Origin of the sequence: Streptomyces sp. NPDC058620, assembly GCF_042717135.1 — a bacterium.
In the GTDB taxonomy this organism is placed as follows: domain Bacteria; phylum Actinomycetota; class Actinomycetes; order Streptomycetales; family Streptomycetaceae; genus Streptomyces.
Genome location: NZ_JBHXQO010000073.1, coordinates 1 through 25,535, shown reverse-complemented (window position 1 = coordinate 25,535; position 25,535 = coordinate 1). Strand labels below are relative to the sequence as shown.

The window sequence follows — 25,535 nt, the reverse complement described above, 5'->3', positions numbered from 1 at the left end:
GCCTTGTGCTTCCCGGGGCCGCCGTCTGTGTTCCGTCACGTCCAGTGCCGCGCCCGCTCAGTCCTCCAGGGCCGCACGGTCCCGCTTCCGGCGCTTCTCCGGCCGCCGCTGTTCCGCGAGCTTGAGGACCGGGAAGCTGCCGGTGTCCGTCGGCGCGTGCTCCGGGAGCCACAGCACGGCGATCGCGCCGCCCGCCCCCTCGGCGCCGTCCTCCCGGGAAACGTTGCGGAAGGTGAGCCGGGCGCCCAGCACCCGCGCCTGGCCCGCCGCGATCGTCAGCCCCAGCCCGTGCCCCTGCCCCGCCCGGTCACTGCTCCCGGTGCGGAACCGGCTCGGCCCCTCCCGCAGCAGCTCCTCCGGGAACCCCGGCCCGTGGTCGCGCACCCGCACCACCCGGCCCTCGACCGTGACCTCCACCGGCGAGGCCCCGTGCTTGGCCGCGTTCCCCAGCAGGTTGCCCAGAATGCGTTCCAGGCGCCGCGGATCGGTGGAGACCCACGACTCGTGGATCACCCGCACCGTGACGTCGGGGCCCAGCAGGGCGATCCGCCGGGTGACGAACTCGCCCAGCGGCAGTTCCTGGAGCTCCGCCCGCTCCGACGCACTGTCCAGCCTGGCCACCTCCAGCACGTCCTCGACCAGCGTCCGCATCGCCTGCGCCCGGTCCCGTACGAGCTCGGTGGGACGCCCGGGCGGCAGCAGCTCGGCCGCCGTGAGGAGTCCCGTCACCGGCGTACGCAGCTCATGGGCGATATCGGCGGTGACCCGGCGCTCCGCCTCGATGCGCTCGTTCAGGGCGTCCGTGAGCGCGTCCACCGCCCCCGCCAGCTCGTCGGTCTCGTCGCGGACGACTCCGCCGACGGCCTCCCTGACCCGTACCCCCGTATTGCCCTGTGCGACCTTGCCCGCCGCCGCTGCCGCCTTGCGCAGCCGGCGCGACAGCTGTCCGCCGATCAGCACCCCCAGCGCGGAGCCGCCCAGCACGGCGGAGACCGAGCCGATGATCAGGGCCCGGTCGAGATCGCTCATGATCGTGGCGCTGCGGTCGGCGAAGCGGGTGTGCAGCGAGAGGATGTCCCCGTTGGCCAGCGGAACGGCCGCCCAGACGTCGGGCACGCCGTTCTCGTACTCGTCGACATGGGTGGCACGGCGGTTGCCCCGGACCTCGTCGCGCAGGCTCTTCGGCATCGCGGGGTCGTTGAGCTTCGCACCGAACTTGGGCGCGTTGTTCTTCGCGTTCGCCGCCTCGTACAGCCGCTGCGCGAACAGAAGCCGTTCCAGCTGCACCTCGCGCGCGTTCTCGATCATCGAGACGCGCGCGGCGTTGTGGACGACCAGGCTCAGCGCCACCGCGATGAGCGCGCCGACGGCGGCGATCGCGATGCTGATCTTCCAGCGGACGCCGGTCCGCAGGGCCCGCCCGGTCATGCTCTGAGCTTGTAGCCGAAGCCGCGGACCGTCTCGATCCGGTCCTGCCCGATCTTGGTACGCAGCCGCTGCACATGGACGTCGACGACCCGGGTGTCCCCGCCCCAGCCGTAGTCCCACACCCGCTCCATCAGCTTGTCGCGCGAGAGCACGGTGCCGGGTGCGGAGGAGAACTCCAGCAGCAGCCGCATCTCGGTGGGCGTGAGCCCCACCTGCCGGCCCCCGCGGCGCACCTCCATGCCCTCGGTGTCGATCTCCAGGTCACCGAAGACCAGCACGCCGTCGGTCCCGTACGGCGCCTCGGCGCCGGCACTTCCCTGCTGCCCGGCCGTCCCGGCCGCATGACCGAAGCGGCGCAGCACGGCGCGGATGCGGGCGACGAGCACCGCTCCGTCGAACGGCTTGGTGACGTAGTCGTCCGCCCCGGCCTCCAGGCCCAGCACCACATCGATCGAGTCGGCGCGTGCCGACAGCATGATCACGGGAACGGTCGACTCGTCCCGGATGCGACGGCACAGGCTGACCCCGTCCAGGCCCGGCACCATCACGTCGAGCAGGGCGATGTCCGGGCGGTCGGCCCGGAACGCCTCCAGGCCGGAGAGGCCGTCCGGCATCGCGGTGACGACGAATCCGTCCCGCTCCAGCGCGAGCTGGGTGGCCTCGCGGATCACGTCGTCGTCCTCGACGAAGAGGACGTGGGTCTCGGCCATGCGACTGCTTTCCGTACGGTCGTTTCTCGGTCAGTTCCTGGACGGCTCGGCCTGCGTGGGGAGCTCGCCCTCCCCGCTGCTGACGGCCCGGTTGAAGTCGTTGTGCACACGGTCGTGCTCGCTGAACCGGTTGTCCGCCCAGCGGTACGTGATCACTTCCTCGCCGGAGGGGTACGCGACCGAGTCCTTCGATCCGTACACCTGCGTCGTCACCACCAGATCACCGCGGTCGATCGTGCCGTAGACCGCGGGCATCTCGGCCGCGAAGACGTTCTCGTACGAGCCGTCGTCCCGGGGCCGGTACACGTAGGTGCCGATGCCCACCGAATCACCGCAGGTCAACACGTTGACCACGACATCGGCGGCGGGGCCGTCGGTCAGCGATCCGTACGAGGTGTCGACGGGGTACTCGTCCCCGGAGCAGGGTCGGAGATCGGTCCTGACACGCGGGCTCACCTCGGAGTCCCGCTTCAGGAGCGCCACGGCGTTCACCCGCCGGGCGGGCTGAGCCGTCGTCGAGGGGGAGGCGAGCGAGGGCGTGACCTGGGCGACCGGCTGCGTACCGGCCGGACCCTCGTCCCGGGTGCCCGTGCCGCCCGCGGAGCAGCTGACGCAGAACAGTCCGAAGGCGGCGAGCCCGGCCATCGCCGTACTGCTCGCCGCCAGTCCGGCACGTACTCCGCCGCTCCGGTGGGCCGTGCCCGCCGTTCCGCGACCGTCGTGTGAGGCGCCGTCGCCGTCCGTGCCGTCGCTGCTGCCTGTCAGGCCGCGCACCGCTCCCGCCCCCGCTCGTCGTGACGCCCGTCGTGCCGCGCCGGTGTGTGTGCCCGCACCGGCGACCCGGGCGTGCGGCGCGCGGCCGCCTCGCGGCTGCGGGCCTCCTGGCTCGCCGCCTCGCGGCTCTCCAGTTCCTGGCGCAGTCGCGCCAGCGCCCGGTGCAGCGTGCTCTTCACCGTACCCGCCGACATACCGAGAGCAGCGGCCGTCTCCTCCGTGCTCATCTGCTCCCAGTGTCGCAGCACGACTACGCTGCGCTGCTTGGGAGCCAGAACACCCAGGACGTCCATCAGCAGGGCGCGGTCGGCACGCTGCTCCGAACCGTCCTCGACGCTCGCGTCGGGAAGCTGCTCGGTGGGGACCTCTTCGAGCTTGCGGGCCCGCCACCACTCCGTACGCGTGTTGATCATGACACGGCGCAGATAGGCGTCGGCGAGGGACTTGTCGGCGATGCCGTCCCAGCGGCCGTACGTACGCACCAGAGCGGTCTGCAACAGGTCCTGCGCGTCCACGGGGTCGGGTACGAGACGCCGGGCACTGCGCAGCAGGGCGTCCTGCCGGGTGCGTACGTAGTCCTCGAATGCGAGCACCTCGCCCTGCGCCATTACAACCGCCTCCGTCCCCGTGGATCCCCGTCTTCACTGCTGCCGGAGACGCTACGGAGGCGTTGTCACGAGGTTGTCCGGAGCAGCCATACGCGGACGCACGGCTGCCCATCGGTTGTGTAACAGCGCAGGCTGCCGGGGCTCAGGTCAGCGGGAGCCGGTACTGGCCGTCCGGCAGCGGTTCGACCAGGCCGTCGGCGACCAGGCCGTCGAGGGCCCGTGCGCGCTGCACGGGTTCGTCCCACACCGCGTCGAGCGCGGACTGCCCGACCGGTGCCACCGCCTCGCGCAGGACGGCGAGCAGCCGGCCCCGTACCTGCCGGTCCGTACCCGCGTACGTCTGGCCCCGGCGCGGCGGCCCCTGGTGAGCGGGCTTCCCGGCCAGCAGCCAGGCGCACTGCCCGGAGATGGGGCACCGCGAGCAGTCCTCGTTCTTCGCGGTGCACACCAGTGCGCCGAGCTCCATCGTCGCGGCGGCCCAGCGGGCCGCGCGCTCGTCCTCCTCGGGGAGCAGCGCCCGAGCGAGCTTGCGTTCGGCGGCGGTGGTCGCGTTCGGCGGGTACTGGATGCCGGCCGCGGCACGGGCGAACACGCGGCGGACGTTCGTATCGAGCACCGCGTGCCGTTGGCCGTACGCGAACGAGGCCACGGCCGCCGCCGTGTACTCGCCGATGCCGGGCAGCGCCAGCAACTGGTTGTGCTCGCTCGGCACGTCGCCGCCGTGCCGTTCCGTTATCGCCTGCGCGGCCCCGTGCAGGCGCAGGGCCCGGCGGGGATAGCCGAGGCGGCCCCAGGCGCGGACCGCTTCACCCGGCGCGTCGGCGGCCAGGTCGGCGGGGCGCGGCCAGCGGGCCAGCCACTGCTCGTATACGGGGAGGACTCGGCTCACCGGGGTCTGCTGCAGCATGAACTCGCTCACCATCACACCCCAGGCGCCCGCTTCGGGGCGGCGCCAGGGGAGATCGCGGGCGTGCTGCTCGAACCACCCGATGACGGGGGTGTGGAGGGACGCGGGGGGCGTGTGTGTCGAAGTCGTGGCAGTCATCGCACCGACGATCCTGGCACGGAAGGGAGGGCGATGGTCACGGGCGCAGCGGTGTCGCCCTTCCGGAGCGCCCACAGGGTGATGACGCCACCCGTTCTGTCCCCTGTGCCCGTGTCGGGGACCTGTCTTCGGGGAACTCCGTGATGATGATCAGCAAAACTTGACGATCAGAGCGGCGGGTGGGGCGGGAGTTGGGCCGGATCTCTCGTAGAGTTTGCGGCGTGGGATCTATGCGCAATCCGGTCGGGCCGCTTCCCTCCTCCATCTACTGGCGACGGAGGGCAGTCGCGGCATCGCTGATCGCGCTGCTCGCCTTGCTGATCGCATGGGCGGTCACCTCCGTCGGGGACAACGGGAACACCGGCGACGCGAAGGCCGGCGGTCCTGATCCCGCACCCTCGATCACCCCCGGGCCCTCGGGTTCGGGACCCGCGATCAGCCAACAGCCGGGCGGACGCGACGAGTCCGGCTCCGGTGACGACGCGGGCTCGGACGGAAGCAACGGCGACACCGGGCCGGGCGCCACGGGCGGAACGGACACCGCCGGTTCCAACGGCTCCGCCGGTTCCGCCGGTTCCGACGGTGACACGACGGCCGGGGCGGGCGGCTCCACCGGCGGCGCTTCGGGCGCCGAGCAGGTACCGGCCGGTTCCTCGCTCCCCGACTGCAAGCCCGCGGTCCTGCGGCTGAGCCTGAAGACGGCGGTCAGTTACGGTCCCGACGACAGGCCGGTGTTCCAGCTGATCGCCAAGAACACCTCGGCCACCACCTGCAAGGCCGACTTCGGCCCGAAGAACACGGTGCTCACCATCACCGAGGCCGGCGGCGAGGACGACCGGATCTGGTCCTCAGAGGACTGCCCGGCCGCTCCGGGCTCCCTGTTCCTGAAGGTCCCGGCGGGTGCGACGGTCGTCCACACGGTGGAGTGGGACCGCAAGAAGAGCAGCCCCCGGTGCGCTTCCGCCCCCACGACGCAGGCAGGCCCCGGCACGTATCTCCTTGAGGCGAAGTCCCCGGGCGAACCGCTCCAGCGAGCGTCCTTCGTCCTGCCGAAGGACTAGGACGACGGCGTACAGCCAGGCCCCCCGGGTGTTTGAGGACCGGGGCGGCCGCCGACATACCGGCACCCGCCCCACCCCGCCGTCTCAGACGTACCGCTCCAGGATCGAAGACTCCGCCAGCCGGGACAGCCCCTCGCGCACGCTCCGTGCCCGCGCCTCCCCGACCCCGTCGACCGCCTGAAGGTCGTCCACGCTTGCGGCGAGCAGCTTCTGCAGACCACCGAAGTGCTCCACCAGGCGATCGATGATCGCCCCCGGCAGCCTCGGCACCTTCGCCAGCAGCCGGAATCCCCGCGGCGACACCGCGGAGTCCAGCGTCTCAGGCGAGCCGCTGTATCCCAACGCCCGAGCGACGACCGGCAGTTCCAGCAGCTCCGTATGGGACAGCGCGTCCAGCTCGGTCAGCGCCTCGGCGACCGTACGGGATCGCTTCGGCGTCGGCTCCGGCACGTAGTCGCGTACGACGAGCTCCCGCTCCGGCTCCACGCCGGCGATCAGCTCGTCCAGCTGGAGGGAGAGGAGCCGGCCGTCGGTGCCCAGCTCCACCACGTACTCGGCGATCTCCGTCGCGATCCGGCGGACCATCTCCAGGCGCTGCGCGACGGCCGTCACGTCCCGGACGGTCACCAGGTCCTCGATCTCCAGCGCGGAGAGCGTGCCCGCGACCTCGTCCAGCCGGAGCTTGTACCGCTCCAGCGTGGCGAGTGCCTGGTTGGCGCGCGACAGGATCGCGGAGGACTCCTCCAGGACCCGGCGCTCGCCGTCCACGTACAGCGCGATCAGGCGCATCGACTGGGAGACCGAGACGACAGGGAAGGCGCATGCCTTCGACACCCGGTCCGCCGTGCGGTGCCGGGTGCCCGTCTCCTCCGTGGGGATGGACGCGTCCGGAACCAGCTGCACGCCGGCCCGGAGGATCTTCGTCATGTCCTTGTCGAGGATCAGCGCACCGTCGAGCTTGCACAGCTCACGCAGCCGCGTCGCGGTGAACTCCACGTCCAGCACGAAGCCGCCGGTACACATGGATTCGACGGTTTTGTCCATGCCGAGAACGATCAGTCCGCCGGTGTTCCCCCGGAGGATGCGCTCCAGACCGTCCCGCAGGGCCATTCCGGGCGCGACCGCGCTCAACGAGGCGCGCATCAGCGCCTCGTTACCGGTGCCTTGGCCGGACTTTCCGGGCGATGCTGCCCGGTCGTTGGCTGCCACTGCACTCCTCCGGTCACAGGTTGGCGGTGCCCTCGCGTCCCTCATACCGTTCGTACGGGCGGGCGAGACCAGGGCAAAGTCTACCGGCGCGCATTGTCCTCCTGTGGTCCGTCCGGACGAGACCGGCGCGGGAGCACTCTGAGGGCATCACCTATGTCGGCGACTTCCGTGACCTTCATACCGGAAGGCACCTTTCCCGGGTCGCTCGGCACGAGTGCGTGCGTGAACCCGAGGCGGTACGCCTCGGCCAGTCGGCGCTGCACCCCCGTCACCCGCCTGACCTCGCCCGCGAGGCCCACTTCGCCGATCGCGACGAGGTTCTTGGGGAGCGGGGTGTCGCTCGCCGCGCTGGCCAGGGCGAGGGCGATCGCCAGGTCCGCGGCGGGCTCGGTCAGCTTCACGCCGCCGACCGTCGCGCTGTAGATGTCCCGCTTGCCGAGCGCGCTGATCCGCCCCCGCTGCTCCAGCACCGCCAGCATCATGGACACCCGGGACGTCTCCAGGCCGGAGGTCGTGCGCCGGGGCGAAGGGATCTGCGAGTCGACCGTCAGCGCCTGCACTTCGGCGACGAGCGGCCGCTTGCCCTCCAGCGTGACCGTCAGGCAGGTCCCGGGAACCGGCGCGTCGCGCCGCGTGAGGAAGAGTCCCGAGGGGTCGGCGAGGCCGGTGATCCCCTCGTCGTGAAGCTCGAAGCAGCCGACCTCGTCCGTCGCCCCGTAGCGGTTCTTGACGCCCCGGACGAGCCGGAGGCGGGCATGGCGGTCGCCCTCGAAGGACAGCACCACATCGACGAGGTGCTCCAGGAGCCGCGGCCCGGCGATCGCGCCGTCCTTGGTGACATGGCCGACCAGCAGCGTGGCCATGCCGCGCTCCTTGGAGGCCCGGATGAGCGCCCCGGCCACCTCCCGGACCTGCGCCATGCCGCCGGGCGCGCCCTCGATCTCGGGCGAGGCCACGGTCTGTACGGAGTCGAGGACGAGCAGGGACGGCTTGACCGCGTCCAGGTGGCCGAGGACGGCGGACAGGTCTGTCTCCGCCGCGAGGTAGAGGTGGTCGTTGATGGCCTTGATCCGGTCGGCGCGCATCCGCACCTGACTCGCGGACTCCTCCGCCGTGACGTACAGCGTGCGGTGGTCCTCGCTCGCCGCCTTGGCCGCCACGTCCAGCAGCAGCGTCGACTTCCCGACACCCGGTTCGCCCGCGAGCAGCACGACGGCGCCGGGCACGAGCCCCCCGCCCAGGACGCGGTCGAGCTCGCCGACGCCGGTCGAGCGGGCGGTGGCCTGGCGGCTGTCGACCTGGCCGATGGGGACGGCGGCGGTGGAGACCCGGCCTGCGGCCGTCGTGCGCACGGCAGGGGCGCCGCCGAATTCCTCGACGGTCCCCCACGCCTGGCATTCGGGGCAGCGGCCGAGCCACTTGGCGGTCGTCCAGCCGCACTCGGTGCAGCGGTAGGACGGCCGGTCCTTCGCGGATTTCGTACGGGCAGCCATGGCGCCACCGTATAGGTGAGGTCTGACAGCGCCGTCCGGCGCAGGGGCGCACGCGGGGGCTTCCGCCAGAAAACGGAATTGCTGTCCTCTTTTGAGGGATACGTTCACCCGTAAGGATTAAATGTGGTCAAGAGGTGCTAAGGGTGTGCCTTCCCCTGCCTACGGTCGCCAGGTGACGAGCACCAGGCTGGAGACCCCCGCACACCCCCCCGGCGCACACCGGGCGCGCCGCCGCGCTCCCCACTCGTCGGCTCAGCGACCGCCCGCACGTTACGAGCCCCATCTCGACGGCCTGTTCACCTACTGCCTCTCCGTACTGTGCGATCACGAGGCGGCGACGGAGGCGCTCGGCGCGGTCCTCGTCGTCGCCGAACGGCAGGACAGCCGGTGCCCGACAGGCGTGGAGGAACGTAAATCCTGGCTGTACGCCCTGGCCAGGTGGATGTGCCTGCGCAAGCTCACCGAGCAGAAACGCGGCCGCCAGGCCCACCGCCTGCCGGCCAGAGGGGGAGCGCGCACCGGCCGCCGCACGCCCGGAAGCGCACCGGAAGCCCCCGCACCCGCCCCAGCCGGTCCGGCGGAAGCGGCCGTCCCGGCGCCCTCCGAGTCCCCCTCCGCGGAGGCACGCCGTCGCGAACTCGCCCAGCTGGCCTGGCCCGAGGCCGCGGGCACCACCCCGGAGCAGCGCGAAGCGCTCGAACTCGCGGTACGCCACCAGCTCCCCCCGCGTGCCGTGGCGGCCGTCCTCGGCCTCGAACCCGTCGTCGCCCGTGAGCTCCTGGCCGCCGCCGCCTGCGAGGTGGAACGGACCCGGGCCGCCCTGGCCGTCGTCGAGACCGGCAACTGCCCCACCGTCGCCCGGCTCACCGGCGACCACCAGGTCCTGCTCTCCGCCGCCCTGCGCCGCGAGCTCGTCCGGCACGTCGACGACTGCCCCCGCTGCCGCCGCGCCGCCGAGCGGGCCGGCGCCGGGGGCCCCTGGCCCGGCGCGACCGTCAGCCCCACCGCCGCGCTGCCGGTCGTCGAGGCGCCGCTGCCCTCCGTCCAGGTCGCCATGGCCCACGCCCAGCGGTCCCGGTCGGGCGGCCCGCGCTTCGACCGGGCGGGCTTCCCGCTGGACCCCAAGGACCATGCCGCCCGCCGGGACCGGCTGCGCGCCCGCGTCCTGACGACCACGGTGGTCGCGACCGTCGTAGCCGCTCCCGTGATCGCGCTGTGGGCCGCCTACCGGGGGGCGCCGCAGACCGGGGAGGGCCATGCCGGCTCCACGGTCGCGGCGACGGAGCGGGACGGGGCGGGGGGCCTCGAAGGCGAGGCGTACGACCACTACGAGAACGCGGGCAACGCCCGCCCCGACAAGAACGGCCGCTTCACGCCCGGCGCCCGCACCCCGGACGTCTCGGCCGAGGTGATCAGCACGGGCGGCCGGCGCGGTCCCGGCAGCCTGGCCGTCACGGCCCGCACCGCCGGCGACCTCACGACGATCACCCTGACGGCCTCGGGCAACGAACCCGTCCCCTGGTCGGCCTGGGTGGACGCGCCCTGGCTCCACCTCAGCAGCACGTCCGGCACGCTCGCCCCCGGACGCAGCGTCACGATCCGGGTCTCCGTGAACCACGCCGCCGAGCCGGACGGGCCGTGGCGCGCACGGGTCGGCCTCGACCCCGAGGGGTTCGTGGTCGTGATCGACGGGTACGGGGCCACGGCGCCGCCGCCCGGCGACCCGACCGGCCCCTCGGAGCCCGCCACCCCGTCCGGGCCCGCGGAACCGTCCGAGCCGACGCCGACTCCTACGCCCACGGACCCGGCGCCGGACCCGACGACCCCGACTCCCACCGACCCGACGCCGACGGAGCCGACCGGCCCGCCGCCGTCACCCGGCCCGAGCGACCCCACCACGCCCACGGACCCGGGCACGAGCCCGACGACCGCGGACCCGACGGGCTGACGCGGGGGCCGACGGGCTGACGGCGAGTCCGACCGGGGACGAAAGCAGACGCAGGAAGCCTGTCGGTCAGCCCGTCGGGTCGGCCGGGTGCGGTGCCATGGGCAGGAGCGAGGACAGCCGCTCCTCGCACAGCTCGACCAAGCGGTCGTACGCCTGCTTGCCCATCAGTTCGACGAGCTCCGGGCGGTAGGACACGTACACCGGGTCCCCGGCCCCGTGCGCCGAGGTCGCCGAGGTGCACCACCAGTGCAGGTCGTGACCGCCCGGGCCCCAGCCCCTGCGGTCGTACTCCCCGATCGAGACCTGGAGCACCCGGGTGTCGTCGGGCCGGTCGATCCAGTCGTACGTGCGCCGGATCGGCAACTGCCAGCAGACATCCGGCTTGGTTTCGAGGGGCTCCTTGCCTTCGCGGAGCGCCAGGATGTGCAGGGAGCAGCCGGCACCGGCCGGAAACCCCGGCCGGTTCTGGAAGATGCACGACCCCTCCCAGCGGCGGGTCTGCCGCTCGCCGTCCTCGTCGACGCCGACCCAGCCCGACTCCGTACCGACGTCGTGGAACTGCCACAGGTCCGGAGTCAGCCGGGCGACATGGCCGGCCACCCGCTTCTCGTCGTCCTCGTCGGAGAAGTGGGCGCCCAGCGTGCAGCACCCGTCGTCCGCGCGGCCCGCCTGGATGCCCTGGCAGCCGCTGCCGAAGATGCAGCTCCACCTGGAGGTCAGCCAGGTCAGATCGCAGCGGAAGATCTGCTCGTCGTCCGCCGGGTCGGGGAACTCCACCCAGGCCCGCGCGAAGTCGATGCCCGTCTCGTCGGGCCTGGCGGGCCCCTTTGCTTCCGGCTGAGGCATCTCCTGCTTCATTTTCTGCTTCTTCGTGGCTTTGTCCGGCTTCGCCTTTTTCGTCTTTGGCACGCGCCTAGAGTAAGTCCGTCGGAGCAGTAGCGTTCCGGGTATGAGACTCGGAGTCCTCGACGTGGGGTCGAACACGGTTCATCTGCTCGTAGTGGACGCACACCCCGGCGCCCGCCCGCTGCCCGCGCACTCGCACAAGGCGGAACTTCGGCTGGCCGAGCTCCTCGACGCGGACGGGGCGGTCGGCCCGGTGGGCGTGGACCGGCTCGTCTCGACGATCGCCGGTGCGGTCCAGGCAGCCGAGGACAAGGGCTGCGAGGACGTGCTGCCCTTCGCCACCTCGGCCATACGGGAGGCGACCAACTCCGACAAGGTACTGGCGCGGGTGCGGGACGAGACGGGAGTCGACCTCGCGGTCCTCAGTGGCGAAGAGGAGGCGCGCCTCACGTTCCTCGCGGCCCGCCGCTGGTTCGGCTGGTCGGCGGGGAAGCTGCTCGTCCTGGACATCGGCGGAGGCTCGCTGGAGGTCGCGTTCGGAATAGACGAGGAGCCCGACGCCGCGGTGTCGATGCCGCTGGGGGCGGGGCGCCTCACCGCGGCCTGGCTGCCCAGCGACCCGGCGGACCCGCTTGAGGTGAAGGCGCTGCGCCGCCATGTACGGGCCAGGATCGCCCGCAGCGTCGGCGTGTTCACCCGCTTCGGCGGCCCCGACCACGTCGTCGGCACCTCCAAGACCTTCAAGCAGCTCGCCAGGATCGCGGGCGCCGCACGCTCCACGGAGGGCCTGTACGTACAGCGCGTCCTCACCCGCAAGGCGCTGGAGGAGTGGGTCCCGAAGCTGGCGGCGATGACCGTCGAGCAGCGGGGCCACCTGCCCGGGGTCTCCGAGGGCCGGTCCGCGCAACTGCTCGCCGGGGCCCTGGTCGCCGAGGGGGCGATGGACCTGTTCGGAGTCGAGGAGCTGGAGATCTGTCCCTGGGCGCTGCGCGAGGGCGTCATCCTGCGCCGACTGGACCACCTCCCGGCGGAACAGGTCGCCCTGTACTGACGGGCGCCGCCCCGGGGCCGCACGACCACGCCCCCGGGGCCGGACGTTGACGCAGCCCCCGGGGGGCCGGACAGTCACGCGACCCCCGGGCCCCGGGCAGCCACGCCTCCCCGGGGCGGCGTCCGCACGACCACGACGGGGCCTTACCCCGCCCCCCGCCCACCATGGCTCTGGTCACTTTCGGTCAAGATCCCCCGGCGACACGCACCGCTGCCCGTACCCTGTTCTGGTGGCAGAACCAGTGGTGCGCGTTCCGGATGCGAAGGTCGCCCTGTCGACTGCTTCGGTCTATCCGGAGTCGACGGCGACGGCCTTCGAGATCGCTGCGCGCCTGGGCTACGACGGTGTCGAGATCATGGTCTGGACCGACCCGGTCAGCCAGGACATCGAGGCCCTGAAGCGGCTCTCGGACTACCACCAGGTGCCGATCCTGGCGGTGCACGCCCCCTGTCTCCTCATCACGCAGCGGGTCTGGTCCACCGACCCGTGGGTGAAGCTCCAGCGGGCGAAGGCCGCGGCGGAGAAGCTCGGGGCGTCGACCGTCGTCGTGCACCCCCCGTTCCGTTGGCAGCGCAACTACGCACGCGACTTCGTCACCGGCATCTGGCGCATGGCCGACGAGACGGACGTCCGGTTCGCCGTCGAGAACATGTACCCGTGGCGGTACCGGGACCGCGAGATGCTCGCGTACGCCCCCGACTGGGACGTCACCAACGACGACTACCGGCACTTCACGGTGGACCTCTCGCACACCGCCACCGCCCGCACCGACGGGCTGGCCATGGTCGACCGGATGGGCGACCGGCTCGCCCACATCCACCTCGCCGACGGCAAGGGTTCGAGCAAGGACGAGCATCTGGTGCCGGGCCGCGGCGACCAGCCCTGCGCGGAGCTGCTGGAGCGGCTGGCCCGCACCTCCTTCGACGGCCACGTCGTCATCGAGGTCAACACCCGCCGCGCCATGTCCTCCGCCGAACGTGAGGCCGACCTCGCCGAGGCGCTGGCCTTCACCCGGCTGCACCTGGCGTCCTCCGCGCAGGCCCCCCGGACATGACACCGGACACCCCCGCCCCCCGCCGCCGTGGCCGTCCCTCACGTACGGCGGAGGCCACCGGCCCCGACGCCCGTACGCGCATCCTCGAAGCCGCCCGCACCGAGTTCGCCGAGCGCGGCTACGACAAGACCTCGATCCGGGGCATCGCCAAGGCGGCGGGCGTGGACGCCGCACTGGTCCACCACTACTTCGGTACGAAGGACGAGGTCTTCGGCGCCGCCATCGAGGTCTCCTTCGAGCCCGCCCTGGTGATCCCCGCCGTCCTCGGCGGTCCCACGGACGGGCTGGGGGAGCGGCTGGCCCGCTACTTCATCTCCGTATGGGAGAACCCGGCGACGCGCGCCCCCCTGCTGGCGATCATCCGCTCCGCCCTCACCCACGAGGCGGCGGCCAAGGTGCTGCGCGGCTTCGTGCTGCGGCGGCTGCTGGAGCGGATCGCGGCGGAGCTGGACGTGCCCGACCCGACCTTCCGCGCGGAGCTGGCCGCCTCGCACATGATCGGCATCGCGATGCTGCGGTACGTGATCCAGGCCGAACCGCTGGCCTCGGCGGACCCGGAGAAGATCATCGAGATGGTGGCGCCGACGCTCCAGAGGTACCTGACCGAGTCCTGACGGTCAGCCCGCCCGGAAGCCCCCGGCGACTCGGGGCCCCGCCCACCCGCCAGGCCCACCCACCGAGCACCACATCCCGCATTACGGACACTCTGTCCAGATCTTGGAGCCGAGGGCGTACGCTCGAAGACAGTCTTTTCTGTCGAAGGAGCGAGCGCGATGCCGCAGCTGAGGTCCCGCACAGTCACCCACGGCCGCAACATGGCGGGCGCCCGCGCCCTTATGCGGGCCTCGGGCGTAGCGAGCGAGGACATCGGCAAGCCGATCATCGCGGTGGCCAACTCCTTCACCGAGTTCGTGCCCGGGCACACCCACCTCGCCCCCGTCGGCCGCATCGTCTCCGACGCGATCAAGGCGGCGGGCGCGGTGCCGCGCGAGTTCAACACGATCGCCGTCGACGACGGCATCGCGATGGGCCACGGAGGCATGCTCTACAGCCTCCCGTCCCGCGACCTGATCGCCGACTCCGTCGAGTACATGGTCGAGGCGCACTGCGCCGACGCACTGATCTGCATCTCCAACTGCGACAAGATCACGCCCGGCATGCTGATGGCCGCCCTGCGCCTCAACATCCCGACGGTCTTCGTCTCCGGCGGCCCGATGGAGGCAGGCAAGGCCACACTGGTCGACGGCACGGTCCGCAGCCTCGACCTGGTCGACGCGATCTCCGACGCGGTCAACGACAAGATCTCGGACGAGGACATCCTCCGTATCGAGGAGAACGCCTGTCCGACCTGCGGTTCCTGTTCCGGCATGTTCACCGCCAACTCGATGAACTGCCTGGCCGAGGCCATCGGCCTGGCCCTGCCCGGCAACGGCTCGGTCCTCGCCACGCACACCGCGCGCAAGGCTCTGTACGAGAACGCCGGCCGCACGATCGTCGAGATCACCGAGCGCCACTACGAGCAGGACGACATGAGCGTCCTGCCGCGCAACATCGCCACGCGCGCCGCCTTCGAGAACGCCATGGCCCTCGACATCGCGATGGGCGGCTCCACCAACACGATCCTGCACCTGCTGGCCGCGGCCCAGGAGGCCGAGCTGGACTTCGGTCTCGCGGACATGGACGCGGTCTCGCGCCGCGTCCCTTGCCTGGCCAAGGTCGCGCCGAACGTGGCACCCGGCGGCACGTACTACATGGAGGACGTGCACCGGGCGGGCGGCATCCCCGCCATCCTCGGTGAGCTCCACCGCGGCGGCATGCTGAACGAGGACGTGCACACCGTCCACTCCGCCACCCTCGCCGAGTGGCTCAAGTCCTGGGACGTGCGCGGCGGTTCACCGTCCGCCGAGGCCGTCGAACTGTGGCACGCGGCGCCCGGCTGCGTCCGCTCGGCGACCGCCTTCTCGCAGTCCGAGCGCTGGGAGACCCTGGACACGGACGCCGAGGGCGGCTGCATCCGCTCCGTCGAGCACGCGTACTCCAAGGACGGCGGCCTGGCCGTGCTCCGGGGCAACCTCGCCGAGGACGGCTGCGTCGTGAAGACCGCGGGCGTCGACGAGTCCATCTGGACCTTCGAGGGCCCGGCCGTCGTCTGCGAGTCCCAGGACGAGGCGGTCGACAAGATCCTCCGCAAGGAGATCACCCACGGAGACGTCGTCGTCATCCGATACGAGGGTCCGCGCGGCGGCCCCGGTATGCAGGAGATGCTCTACCCGACCTCGTTCCTGAAGGGCCGCGGCCTCGGCAAGACCTGTGCCCTCATCACGGACGGCCGCTTCTCCGGCGGTACGTCGGGCCTCTCCATCGGCCACGCCTCGCCGGAGGCGGCATCGGGCGGCACGATCGCGCTCGTCTCGGACGGCGACCGGATCAGGATCGACATCCCGAACCGTTCCATCGAACTCCTCGTCCCCGAAGCCGAACTGGCCACCCGCCGCGAGGCCCTGAACGGCGTCTACGCGCCGAAGAACCGCGAGCGCAAGGTCTCGGCCGCCCTGCGCGCCTACGCGGCGATGGCGACGAGCGCGGACCGGGGCGCCGTGCGCGACGTCTCCAAGCTCGGCTGACCGGCCCGACCGCTCCACGGCCCTGGGCACCGGTCACCGACCGGCTCCCAGGGCCTCACCAGTCGGCGGGGCCGCGCCCGTCGACCGCGAAGACGGAACCGTCGGGGGACATTCCGTACATGGTCCGCCCGATGGCCACGGGAGCGGGCAGCGTCGAGGCGTACGTGAGCTTTCCCGCCCGCAGCCGGGGCCGGGTCTGGCCCAGCAGTGTTCCGCGCTCCGTGTCGACGGCCAGCAGCCTGCCGTCGGCCGCCGAGAAGCAGAGACGGTTCCCAGCGGCCAGTACGGGCGGTGAGGTGCGGCCCGCCGCGGTCTCCAGGCGCCAGAGCTCGGCCTTTCCGTCCCCCGTGCCCGTACCACCCGCGCTGCCGGTGTCCATGGCGAGCAGCGTGCCGCCCCGTGCGAGCAGATAGGCCGTGTCCCCGCCCATCACCACTTCCGGTTCGTTCATACGGAAGGGCAGCGCCAGCCGGGTGACCGCGCTGCGGGCCGGCTCGTAGCGGACGAGCGCCACGGTCTGTGCCTCCTCGTTCATGGCCGTCAGCACGAGCGCACCGCCCGGCGCGCCCACCGGGGTGAGCGTCCCGTCCAGCCGGTGCTGCCACGCGGTGCGGCCCGTAGCCGCTTCGAGGGCCGTGACCAGGGTCGTGGCGCCGTCGGCCGCGTGCTCGAAGGCGTACGCGAGCCCGGACCCCTCGTCGTGGAGCGCGTAGTCGGGCCGCAGATGCCCGGGCACCGCCCGCGCCCAGCGGGACTCCCCGGTCCTGCCGTCCAGCCCTTCGGCGGTGCCGTCCTCCCGGGTCACCAGCAGCGTGTCCCCCGCGGAGAAGGGGACACCGAGGTACGTGGACAGGTCCGCGTCCCACAGCTCCCGGCCCGTGTCCGCGTCGTACACCCGGAGCCTTTCGCCGGGGTCGGAGGCGTGGACGACGCCGATCGGCAGCGTGCCCACCGACGGCGCTTCCCCGGAGGACTCGCGGTGGGACCAGGCCACCCGGCCGTCCACGGGATCGAGCAGCGCCGTCCCGAATCCGGCAGCCGCGCAGTACAGCCCACCGGCGGAGCCACCGGACCCCGGAGCCGCGCCGACTTCCGAACAGACCGGCGTGGACCCGCCCGGCGAGGGAATCGGCGTCACCCATGGCTCGAACGCAGCAGGGACCCCTTCCCTGCCGTTCCCCGCCCCCACCGAATCGCCCGGAGGCCCGTCCCCGCCCCTGAGCCCGACCGCAGCCGCGCCCCCGGCGGCCAGGACGAGCAGCGCCGCACCTGCCGCCGCCCATCGAGACCGTCGGACCCCGCCCTTCCAGGGCCGCGCGGACCCGGAACCGGACCCGGAGCCCGCACCGGGCGCCCGTACATGCGTAGCCGTCTCCGAGCCCGAGCCCGAGCCCGAATCCGGGCCCGCCCCCGGCACCAGCGCCTGCGCCGGCCCGTGCGCCGGGGCCGCCCGCCGCTGCGCGGGTATGAACGCGGCGGCCTCGTACGACGGAGGGTGCAGCGCGAGCGCCGCCATGATCTCGTCCGGAGTGGGCCGTTCCGCCGGGTCCTTGGCCAGACACCTGGCGACCAGCGGCGACAGATCCGCCGGCACCCCGGCGAGGTCGGCCTCGTCGTGCACCACCTGGTACGCCACGATGTACGGACTGTCCGAGTCGAAGGGCCCCCGGCCGGTCGAGGCGTGGACCAGCACCGCACCCAGGGCGAACACGTCCGCCGCGGGCCCGACCTCGCGCGGCCGCTGGAACTGCTCGGGAGCCATGTACGGCGGCGAGCCGATCAGCTTCCCCGTCTCCGTACGCAGATCACTGTCGTACGGACGGGAGATCCCGAAGTCGATGACCTTGGGCCCCGCGTCGGAGAGCAGCACGTTGCTCGGCTTGAGATCGCGGTGGATGACCCCGGCCCGGTGGATGTCGCGCAGTGCCTCGGCCAGGCCCGCGGTGAGCCTGCGGAGCTCGGCGGGTGCCATCGGCCCGTTCCGCTTCACCTGTTCGGAGAGCGTCGGACCGGGCACGTACAGCGTTGCCATCCAGGGCAGCGCGGCGGTCGGATCGGCATCGACGACCGGGGCGGTGAACGCGCCGCTGACCCGTCGGGCCGCCGCCACCTCCTGCCGGAAACGTGCCCGGAACTCCGGGTCCGCCGCATGCTGCCGGTGCACGATCTTCACCGCGAGCTGGAGTCCGGAGGGGGAGCGCGCCAGGTGCACCACACCCATGCCGCCCGCTCCCAGACGTGCCTCAAGTCGGTACTGCCCGGCGTACTCAGGATGCTCCGCTTCCGGATCGAATCCGGTCCCTCGCAGCGGCGGCATCGCCCACCCCCGTGTGTTCGTGCGCAAGCGCGACGCACGGAGCCTAGTCGATGGTGTGTGCGATCGGCGTGGGGCTTGTTAGCCTGCGCGTCGCACGGATCGTTTCCAACGGGGGAGGGCCATATGGCCATGGAAGAGAACGCCACAGTGGAGAGCGCGACACTCGCGTCGGACGGCGTGACGCGCTATCCGATCGCACCGGGACACCGGGTCAACGTCCGGCGCGGACCGGGTACCAAGTACGGCATCGTCCGGACGCTTCCGTACGGAATGAGCGTCCCGGTCTACTGCCAGAAGCCGGGGGAGTGGATCGCCGGTCCCTACGGCACCACCAACCTCTGGGACAACATCGCCGACGGCGAGTTCGTCTCGGACGCGTACGTCAGGACGGGCAGTGACGGGTACGTCGCCCCGCGCTGCGACTGACCGGACTGACCGGACTGACCGAACGGACCGAACGGGAAGCCACGCGCCGGAGCTGACGGGTACCGGCGCCGCACGGGGATAATCGACCCCGTGAGCGAGAACAGCGAAACACCCGGTCCCAGCCCCGAGCACGCCGGTTCCACCGTGGCCGGCCCGCAGCCCGAGCCCATCCGTTTCTTCGGCACGACCTGGGTCGGCCACGACGGCGGTTACGGGCTGCGGCGGGCCGGCGTCGCCGTCGGCTCGCTCGCCGCGGCCGTCGCCGCCTGCTTCGTACTCCGCTTCGCCTACCAGGGTCTGGAGATCGCGGACGTCGGCAGCTTCGTCGGCCTGCTCGTCGTCCTGATGTTCGCGATCTGCAGCGCGATCGCCTTCCGCAAGACCTGGGAGGGCTTCGGACGCAGGCCCGAGGACCCGGCCCGCGAGGACAATCTGCGCGGCCTCAAGTCCATCGGTTTCATCGGCTCGCTGCTCGCCTACTTCTTCCGCTCGCTCACGGAAGCCCCGGGCGAGAAGCTGCGGCGTACGGAGTACGAGACCGCGCTCGCCCGGTACGCGAAGCGCCGCTCGACCCGCACGGGAAACCCGGCGGCCCGCAAACGCCCCAAGCGCAGGTAGCCCACGCGGCACCCCCGGACCGGCCGGCCGACCCCCGACACCCGCCCGCCGCACCCGGACCGGCCGGCCGCTACCCGCCGGGCACCACGCCCACGCCCGCCCGCCGCACCCGGACACCCGCCGCACGCGCCCCGGCCCACGCCTCCAGCGCCGCCGCGCACGCGTGGTCGGTGTGCCGCAGCCCAATCAGGTCCAGCTCCACAGCCCGGTCGCGCGGCAGAGCCTCCAGCGCGTCGAGCAGCTTGGGCAGCCGGAGGAAGGTCGCGTTGCCCACCACCCGTACCCGGACAGCGCCGCCCGCCTGCTCCACGCCCGCCACCTCTACATGCACATGACTCGTGTCCCACGCGGTCTTGGCGACGGCCAGCAGCAGCCCGGCCACCACCCCCTCGAAGAGGCTCGTGGCCACGACCGTCCCGGCCGTCGCCCCCAGCACCAGCGCCTCACCGCGATGCTCGCGCCACAGCGGCCCCAAGGCCCGTACGGGTACGAGCTTGCAGCCCGCGTGGACGAGCACCCCCGCCAGCGCCGCCAGGGGGATCACGCCCAGGGCCGACGGCAGGGCGGCGACGAACACCAGGAGCCACACCCCGTGCAGCACCCGTGATGCCTTGGTCCGCGCCCCCGCCTGCACATTGGCGGAACTCCGCACGATCACGGCGGTCATCGGCAGCGCACCCAGCGCCCCGCACACCGCGTTCCCCGTGCCCTGAGCGATCAGCTCCTTGTCGTAGTCCGTGCGCTTCCCGTCGTGCAGCCGGTCCACGGCCGCCGCGCAGAACAGCGATTCCGCCGAAGCGATCAGCGCGAACGCGAGCACCGTGCCGATCACGCCCGCCTCCATGAGCTTGGCCCAGTCGCCGGGTCCCGGAAGCCGCACGGCGTCGAGCAGCCCGCTCACCTCCACCCGGCGCACCGGCAGTCCGAACAGCGCCGTCGCCCCGGCCGCGAGCCCCACCGCGACCAGCGGAGCGGGCACGATCCGCGCGGCCCGTCGCCACTTCGGCCACACGATCAGGACGACGACGGTCCCCACGCCCACCGCGACGGCGGAGCCCGTTCCGTCCGTACCGAACAGCAGACCGGGCAGACCGGTGAGCTTCTGGGCCATGGACCCGGGAGCCGTCGCGTCCGCGAGTACGTACAGCTGCCCTGCGACGAGTACGAGCCCGATGCCCGCGAGCATCCCCTCCACCACGGACACCGATACAGCCCGGAACCACTGCCCGAGCCGCATCAGCCCCAGCACCACCTGCACCACACCGGCGGCCAGCACGAGAACCCCGAGGGCGCCGATCCCGTACAGGTGAACCGCTTCGTAGACCAGCACGGTCATTCCGGCAGCCGGCCCGCTGACCTGGAGGCTGCTGCCCGGGAGCACACCGGCGACCAGCCCCCCGACGATCCCGGTGATCAGCCCGAACTCGGCCGGTACCCCGGAGGCCACGGCCACGCCCACGCAGAGCGGCAGGGCCACGAGGAAGACGACGAGCGAAGCGGTGAAGTCGGCGCGGGAGACCGGATAGCCACGCACAGAAAAGGCACCTCCATCGGCGGAAGCATCAAGGACGACAGGCAGGAGATGCGTCGGAAGTGGGCCCTGAGCGGTGAAAACGATTCTCCTTCACGGAAGCCGACCATCGGGCCCGCAAGGCGGAGCATCGGACGCGCAAAGGAGTGAATTGCTCGTTCCGTTCACGCCCCCACCGTCCGCACCCCGCGCGCACCTGCCCGGTCCCTTGACGGGAGGCGGGGCCGCAGCCAAAATTCATCACATGATGAATTATCTGTCCACGGACAGCCCCGAACCACGCCGGGAACCAGCCCCACCCGCCCCGGCTCCCGCCATCGAGGCCCGCGCCCTCACCGTCGTTCGAGGCGACCGCACCGTCCTGCGCGGCCTCGGCTTCACCGTCGAACCCGGCAGGATCACCGGACTCCTCGGCCCTTCCGGCTGCGGCAAATCCACGCTCATGCGCGCCGTCGTCGGCACCCAGGCCAAGGTCACCGGAACCCTCGACGTCCTCGGCCACCCGGCCGGCCACCCCGCGCTCCGCGCACGCGTCGGTTACGTCACCCAGGCCCCGTCCGTCTACACCGACCTCACCGTCCGGCAGAACCTGGACTACTTCGCGGCCGTCCTCCAGCCCGGCCGCCACCACCGCGACGCCCGCGGGCAAGCCGTCACCCGAGCCATCGACGACGTCGACCTCGCCTCCCACGCGGACGCCCTCGCCGGCACACTCTCCGGCGGTCAGCGCAGCCGCGTGTCCCTCGCAGTCGCCCTCCTCGGCACGCCCGAGCTCCTGGTACTCGACGAACCGACCGTCGGCCTCGACCCCGTCCTGCGCCGCGACCTGTGGAACCTCTTCCACACGCTCGCCGCCGAGCGGGGCACGACGATCCTCGTCTCCTCCCACGTCATGGACGAGGCCGAGCGCTGCCACCGGCTCCTCCTGATGCGCGAGGGCGAGATCCTCGCCGACGACACCCCCGCGGCCCTGCGCACCGACACCGGCGCCGACACCGTCGAGGCAGCCTTCCTCCACCTGGTCGACCAGGCATCCGCGACCGCCACCCGCCAGGAGACGACCCGATGAACACCGCAGGCCCCCGCGCCCTGACCCCCGCCCGCACCGTCGCCACGGCCGCCCGCGTCCTGCGCCAGCTCCGTCACGACCCCCGCACCATCGCGCTGCTGCTGCTCATCCCGGTCCTGATGATCACGCTGCTCCGGTACGTCTTCGACGGCAGTCCGCGGACCTTCGACTCCATCGGAGCCTCGCTGCTCGGCATCTTCCCGCTGATCACGATGTTCCTGGTGACCTCGATCGCCACCCTGCGCGAACGCACATCCGGCACCCTCGAACGCCTCCTCGCCATGCCGCTCGGCAAGGGCGACCTGATCGCCGGCTACGCCCTGGCCTTCGGCGCGGTCGCCGTCGCCCAGTCCCTCCTGGCCACCGCGCTCTCCGTCTGGGTACTGGGCCTCGACGTCACCGGCTCACCCTGGCTGCTGCTCCTGGTCGCCCTGCTCGACGCCCTGCTCGGCACGGCCCTCGGCCTGTTCGTCTCCGCGTTCGCCGCATCCGAGTTCCAGGCCGTCCAGTTCATGCCGGCCGTGATCTTCCCGCAGCTGCTCCTCTGCGGCCTGTTCACCCCGCGGGACCAGATGGCCCCCGCCCTCGAATGGATCTCGAACATCCTGCCCATGTCGTACGCCGTCGACGGAATGAACCAGGTCCTCCTCCACACCGACATCACCGCCGACTTCGTCCGCGACATCCTCGTCGTCGCAGGCTGCGCGCTCCTCGTCCTCTGCCTGGGCGCGGCCACCCTCCGCCGCCGCACGGCCTGACGGCCCGATGCGAGGATGACGCCGAGAACGACGAACAGCGCACCGCCCGGAGGGTGACCCCATGACCCAGACAGTCGCAGTCCTCGGCACAGGCAAGATCGGCGAGGCCCTGCTCAGTGGCATGATCCGGGCGGGCTGGCGCCCGGCCGACCTCCTCGTGACCGCACGCCGCTCGGAGCGCGCGGAAGAACTCCGCACCAGGTACGGCGTCGAACCGGTCAGCAACGCCGAAGCCGCCAAGAGCGCCGACACCCTCATCCTCGCGGTCAAGCCGCAGGACATGGACAAGCTCCTCGACGAACTGGCCCCCCACCTCACGGCCGACCGCCTGGTCATCAGCGCCGCGGCGGGCATCACGACCGCGTTCATCGAGGAACGCCTCGCCGCGCACACCCCGGTAGTACGCGTCATGCCGAACACCCCAGTCCTGGTGGACGAGGGCATGTCCGTCATCTCCGGAGGCAGCGACGCCACCCCGGGGCATCTCGCCCACACCGAGGAGATCTTCGGCAGCGTGGGCAAGACCCTCCGCGTGCCCGAATCGCAGCAGGACGCCTGCACGGCGCTCTCCGGCTCGGGCCCCGCGTACTTCTACTTCCTCGTCGAAGCGATGACCGACGCCGGAATCCTCCTCGGCCTGCCCCGCGCCCAGGCCCACGACCTGATCGTGCAGGCCGCCATCGGGGCCGCGGTCATGCTCCGCGACAGCGGCGAACACCCGGTCAAGCTCCGCGAGGCCGTTACCAGCCCCGCCGGCACCACCATCAGCGCCATCCGGGAACTGGAGAACCACGGCGTACGAGCCGCCCTCATCGCCGCCCTGGAAGCAGCCCGCGACCGCAGTCGCGAGCTGGCCACCGGCAACGGCTGACCGTCACCCCACAGCCGCCACCAGCTCCGCACTCCGGACCACCTGCGCGAACCCACCGCCGTGCAACGACACGGCGGTGGCCCGCATGAGCTCCTCGGCACCGAGCGTCCACCCCCAGGGCCCCGCCCCGTCGAAGGTGTACGTGGCATCCAGCGCGAAGAACACCTCGTACCCGAGATTCCCGCCCATCCGCGCCGTCGTCTCCGCGCACATATTGGTCTGGATCCCGGCCACGACGATCTGCCGCACGCCGCCCTCCCGCAGCCAGGAATCCAAGTCGGGTGCCCCGTAGAAGGCGGAGTTCACACTCTTCGTCACGAAGAGCTCGGGCCCGCCCCCCTTACCCCGGCGCTCCTCCACATAGCTCTTGAAGTCGTTCCCGGGATACCCCACCCGCAGCGGCGAACCGGGCTGGGCCGAGTCATGCCGTACGAAGACGACGGGCCGCCCACTCGTCTGCCAGGCATCGATCAGCCCGGCGATGTTCCGATCGGCCCCGGGATTGTTCCGAGGCCCCCAGTACGCCTCCTCCTCGAACCCTTCCTGCACGTCCACCACAACCAGCGCCGCGTTCTCCGAAATCTCCATGTCCCGATCCTGTGCCCCTGCCAGCCGCCCGCCCAGAGCCACAAAAGCCATCGATCGATGCTTTACTGCCAGGGTGGCCGCCACGACGCGCATCGCGCTCCTCGCCTTCCCCGGGATCAGAGCCTTCGACGTCTCCGTCATCACGGAGGTATGGGGGGTGGACCGCACCGACCGCGGCGTACCCCCCTTCGACCTGCGCCGCACAGCAGCACACCCCGCCCCCATCCCGCTCCGCGGCGGCCTCACCCTCACCCCGGACCGCACCCTCGCCTGGCTGCCCCGCGCCGACCTGGTCGTGGTCCCCGGACTCGACGATCACGTGACACCCGCCCCGGCCCCGGTCCTCGACGCACTCCGCCGCGCCAACGCCGCAGGCACCCCGATCGCGGCGCTCTGCGGAGGAGCGTTCACCCTGGCCCAGGCGGGCCTGCTGGACGGCCGCCAGGCAGTCACCCACTGGAACCTCACCCGCCTCCTGCGCACCTACCACCCTCACGTCACGGTGGTCCAGGACGCCCTGTTCCTCCATGACGACAACATCTGGACCTCGGCCGGCACCGCAGCCGGTATCGACCTCTGCCTCCATCTGGTGCGTACGACCCACGGCGCCGAGGCCGCGGCCACGATCGCCCGCTCGATGGTCACGGCCCCGTTCCGCACCGGAACCCAGGCCCAGTTCATCGAGCACCCCACGCCTCATACCGACCGCGACGCCGACACCCTCGCCTCGGTACGCGCCCACGCCCTGGCCCACCTGGCCGAACCCCATACGGTCGCGACCCTGGCCGGCCGCGCCGGTATGTCCCCGCGCTCCTTCGCCCGGCACTTCCAGGCGACCACGGGCACGACACCCTTGCGCTGGCTGATCACCCAGCGCATCGCCGCAGCCCAGAAGCTCCTGGAACGCACGGATCTCCCCCTCCCCGAAGTGGCCCGCCGCACGGGCTTCGGCAGCGAGATCACCATGCGCCAGCGCTTCGCGACACACCTCTCCACCAGCCCCCGCGACTACCGCCTGGCCTTCCACGACTCCGTGCCACGGCCGGGGGTTGACACTCCCCGCACAGATCCGTAGTGTGCTCCGAGTTGTCCGACGTGAGCGCCGACCCCGGTCGGTCCCCGGACAGCCATTCCGCAGGAACCACGTCAAGCGAGCGACAGCTGTCGCACCGCTTTCTGTGCGCATTTGCGAAATGAGGAATCCGCGTTCGAACGAGCGTGACCCGATTAGCGTCGGGGCCCGGGATTCGCTAAAGTCTCACTCGTCGGAACGGCCCAACAGCCGGGAAGACAAGCCCACTGACTGGGAATCAGGCCCGAAAGGATCTGATAGAGTCGGACTCGCCGGAAAGGGAAACGCGAAAGCGACGAACTGGAAAGCACAGTAAAAATTCTCCTGCTCCGCAGGGGGCCGCTTCGACCGGGAATCGGACACGAAAGAGTCTGATAGAGTCGGAAACGCAAGAACGAAGGGAAGCGCCCGGAGGGCCCCGGTGAAACGGGACC

23 protein-coding genes are annotated in these 25,535 nt (G+C 71.9%); 12 read left to right on the top strand and 11 right to left on the bottom strand.

The window, feature by feature from the left end; translation table 11 throughout:
- Nucleotides 1–57: 57 nt before the first annotated feature.
- From cseC to ACFWSK_RS34040, 5 genes are all read right to left on the bottom strand, one after another.
- The gene (gene cseC, locus ACFWSK_RS34060) at nucleotides 58–1,536 is read right to left on the bottom strand and encodes a two-component system sensor histidine kinase CseC (RefSeq protein WP_383794929.1); all 1,479 of its coding nucleotides are present in this window, start codon (nucleotides 1,534–1,536) and stop codon (nucleotides 58–60) included.
- The gene (gene cseB, locus ACFWSK_RS34055) at nucleotides 1,425–2,138 is read right to left on the bottom strand and encodes a two-component system response regulator CseB (protein WP_383794915.1); all 714 of its coding nucleotides are present in this window, start codon (nucleotides 2,136–2,138) and stop codon (nucleotides 1,425–1,427) included. Before cseB ends, cseC begins: the two co-directional genes overlap by 112 nt.
- A 30-nt stretch (nucleotides 2,139–2,168) precedes the next feature.
- Nucleotides 2,169–2,912 (bottom strand): hypothetical protein, encoded by a 744-nt coding sequence (locus ACFWSK_RS34050; protein WP_383794912.1) that lies wholly within the window; start codon nucleotides 2,910–2,912, stop codon nucleotides 2,169–2,171.
- Nucleotides 2,900–3,520 (bottom strand): SigE family RNA polymerase sigma factor, encoded by a 621-nt coding sequence (locus ACFWSK_RS34045; RefSeq protein ID WP_383794909.1) that lies wholly within the window; start codon nucleotides 3,518–3,520, stop codon nucleotides 2,900–2,902. The genes ACFWSK_RS34050 and ACFWSK_RS34045 overlap by 13 nt, the downstream gene beginning before the upstream one ends.
- A gap of 142 nt (nucleotides 3,521–3,662) precedes the next feature.
- Nucleotides 3,663–4,565: an A/G-specific adenine glycosylase gene (locus tag ACFWSK_RS34040; protein ID WP_383794907.1), complete on the bottom strand. Its 903-nt coding sequence runs from the start codon at nucleotides 4,563–4,565 to the stop codon at nucleotides 3,663–3,665.
- 230 nt (nucleotides 4,566–4,795) lie between these two features.
- Between ACFWSK_RS34040 and ACFWSK_RS34035 the strand changes: the two genes are divergently transcribed.
- Nucleotides 4,796–5,626 carry a hypothetical protein gene (locus ACFWSK_RS34035; RefSeq protein WP_383794926.1) on the top strand — a complete coding sequence of 277 codons (831 nt, stop codon included), beginning with the start codon at nucleotides 4,796–4,798 and terminating at the stop codon, nucleotides 5,624–5,626.
- A gap of 84 nt (nucleotides 5,627–5,710) precedes the next feature.
- On the opposite strand, the gene disA is transcribed toward ACFWSK_RS34035, so the two are convergent.
- Together disA and radA are read right to left on the bottom strand one after the other, a co-directional pair.
- Nucleotides 5,711–6,835: a DNA integrity scanning diadenylate cyclase DisA gene (gene disA / locus ACFWSK_RS34030; protein ID WP_383794899.1), complete on the bottom strand. Its 1,125-nt coding sequence runs from the start codon at nucleotides 6,833–6,835 to the stop codon at nucleotides 5,711–5,713.
- Between the two features lie 80 nt (nucleotides 6,836–6,915).
- The gene (gene radA, locus ACFWSK_RS34025) at nucleotides 6,916–8,328 is read right to left on the bottom strand and encodes a DNA repair protein RadA (RefSeq protein ID WP_382737420.1); all 1,413 of its coding nucleotides are present in this window, start codon (nucleotides 8,326–8,328) and stop codon (nucleotides 6,916–6,918) included.
- 121 nt (nucleotides 8,329–8,449) lie between these two features.
- Between radA and ACFWSK_RS34020 the strand changes: the two genes are divergently transcribed.
- Nucleotides 8,450–10,276, top strand: a complete 1,827-nt coding sequence (locus ACFWSK_RS34020; protein WP_383794896.1) for a hypothetical protein — start codon at nucleotides 8,450–8,452, stop codon at nucleotides 10,274–10,276.
- Between the two features lie 66 nt (nucleotides 10,277–10,342).
- Here ACFWSK_RS34020 and ACFWSK_RS34015 read toward each other — a convergent pair whose 3' ends face one another.
- On the bottom strand, nucleotides 10,343–11,185 hold the full coding sequence (locus tag ACFWSK_RS34015) for a hypothetical protein (RefSeq protein ID WP_383794894.1): 843 nt from the start codon (nucleotides 11,183–11,185) through the stop codon (nucleotides 10,343–10,345).
- A gap of 40 nt (nucleotides 11,186–11,225) precedes the next feature.
- On the opposite strand from ACFWSK_RS34015, the gene ACFWSK_RS34010 reads away from it, so the two are divergent.
- The 4 genes from ACFWSK_RS34010 to ilvD all read left to right on the top strand — a co-directional run bounded on the left by ACFWSK_RS34010 (nucleotide 11,226) and on the right by ilvD (nucleotide 15,851).
- Nucleotides 11,226–12,173, top strand: coding sequence for a Ppx/GppA family phosphatase (locus tag ACFWSK_RS34010; protein WP_383794891.1), 948 nt, complete (start codon nucleotides 11,226–11,228; stop codon nucleotides 12,171–12,173).
- A 241-nt stretch (nucleotides 12,174–12,414) separates the two neighbouring features.
- Entirely contained in the window at nucleotides 12,415–13,227 is an 813-nt protein-coding gene (locus tag ACFWSK_RS34005) for a sugar phosphate isomerase/epimerase family protein (RefSeq protein ID WP_383794923.1), read from the top strand.
- Nucleotides 13,224–13,841, top strand: coding sequence for a TetR family transcriptional regulator (locus tag ACFWSK_RS34000; RefSeq protein WP_383794889.1), 618 nt, complete (start codon nucleotides 13,224–13,226; stop codon nucleotides 13,839–13,841). The genes ACFWSK_RS34005 and ACFWSK_RS34000 overlap by 4 nt, the downstream gene beginning before the upstream one ends.
- A 159-nt stretch (nucleotides 13,842–14,000) precedes the next feature.
- Nucleotides 14,001–15,851 (top strand): dihydroxy-acid dehydratase, encoded by a 1,851-nt coding sequence (ilvD, locus tag ACFWSK_RS33995; RefSeq protein ID WP_383794886.1) that lies wholly within the window; start codon nucleotides 14,001–14,003, stop codon nucleotides 15,849–15,851.
- Between the two features lie 55 nt (nucleotides 15,852–15,906).
- On the opposite strand, the gene ACFWSK_RS33990 is transcribed toward ilvD, so the two are convergent.
- Entirely contained in the window at nucleotides 15,907–18,168 is a 2,262-nt protein-coding gene (locus ACFWSK_RS33990) for a PQQ-binding-like beta-propeller repeat protein (RefSeq protein WP_383794920.1), read from the bottom strand.
- Nucleotides 18,169–18,297: 129 nt separating this feature from the next.
- Between ACFWSK_RS33990 and ACFWSK_RS33985 the strand changes: the two genes are divergently transcribed.
- Together ACFWSK_RS33985 and ACFWSK_RS33980 are read left to right on the top strand one after the other, a co-directional pair.
- Nucleotides 18,298–18,594 carry an SH3 domain-containing protein gene (locus ACFWSK_RS33985; RefSeq protein WP_383794918.1) on the top strand — a complete coding sequence of 99 codons (297 nt, stop codon included), beginning with the start codon at nucleotides 18,298–18,300 and terminating at the stop codon, nucleotides 18,592–18,594.
- 90 nt (nucleotides 18,595–18,684) lie between these two features.
- Entirely contained in the window at nucleotides 18,685–19,212 is a 528-nt protein-coding gene (locus ACFWSK_RS33980) for a hypothetical protein (protein WP_383794883.1), read from the top strand.
- 70 nt (nucleotides 19,213–19,282) lie between these two features.
- On the opposite strand, the gene ACFWSK_RS33975 is transcribed toward ACFWSK_RS33980, so the two are convergent.
- Nucleotides 19,283–20,746 (bottom strand): SulP family inorganic anion transporter, encoded by a 1,464-nt coding sequence (locus ACFWSK_RS33975; protein ID WP_383794880.1) that lies wholly within the window; start codon nucleotides 20,744–20,746, stop codon nucleotides 19,283–19,285.
- Between the two features lie 241 nt (nucleotides 20,747–20,987).
- Between ACFWSK_RS33975 and ACFWSK_RS33970 the strand changes: the two genes are divergently transcribed.
- The 3 genes from ACFWSK_RS33970 to proC all read left to right on the top strand — a co-directional run bounded on the left by ACFWSK_RS33970 (nucleotide 20,988) and on the right by proC (nucleotide 23,441).
- Nucleotides 20,988–21,812, top strand: coding sequence for an ABC transporter ATP-binding protein (locus ACFWSK_RS33970; protein ID WP_383794877.1), 825 nt, complete (start codon nucleotides 20,988–20,990; stop codon nucleotides 21,810–21,812).
- Complete coding sequence (locus ACFWSK_RS33965) at nucleotides 21,809–22,570, top strand: ABC transporter permease (RefSeq protein ID WP_383794874.1); 762 nt, start codon at nucleotides 21,809–21,811, stop codon at nucleotides 22,568–22,570. The genes ACFWSK_RS33970 and ACFWSK_RS33965 overlap by 4 nt, the downstream gene beginning before the upstream one ends.
- Before the next feature lie 61 nt (nucleotides 22,571–22,631).
- Complete coding sequence (gene proC, locus ACFWSK_RS33960; protein WP_383794871.1) at nucleotides 22,632–23,441, top strand: pyrroline-5-carboxylate reductase; 810 nt, start codon at nucleotides 22,632–22,634, stop codon at nucleotides 23,439–23,441.
- 3 nt (nucleotides 23,442–23,444) lie between these two features.
- Here proC and ACFWSK_RS33955 read toward each other — a convergent pair whose 3' ends face one another.
- Nucleotides 23,445–24,029, bottom strand: a complete 585-nt coding sequence (locus ACFWSK_RS33955) for a cysteine hydrolase family protein (protein ID WP_383794868.1) — start codon at nucleotides 24,027–24,029, stop codon at nucleotides 23,445–23,447.
- A gap of 73 nt (nucleotides 24,030–24,102) precedes the next feature.
- Between ACFWSK_RS33955 and ACFWSK_RS33950 the strand changes: the two genes are divergently transcribed.
- A complete protein-coding gene (locus ACFWSK_RS33950; RefSeq protein WP_383794865.1) occupies nucleotides 24,103–25,104 on the top strand; it encodes a GlxA family transcriptional regulator in 1,002 nt (333 codons plus the stop codon).
- Nucleotides 25,105–25,535: the final 431 nt, after the last annotated feature.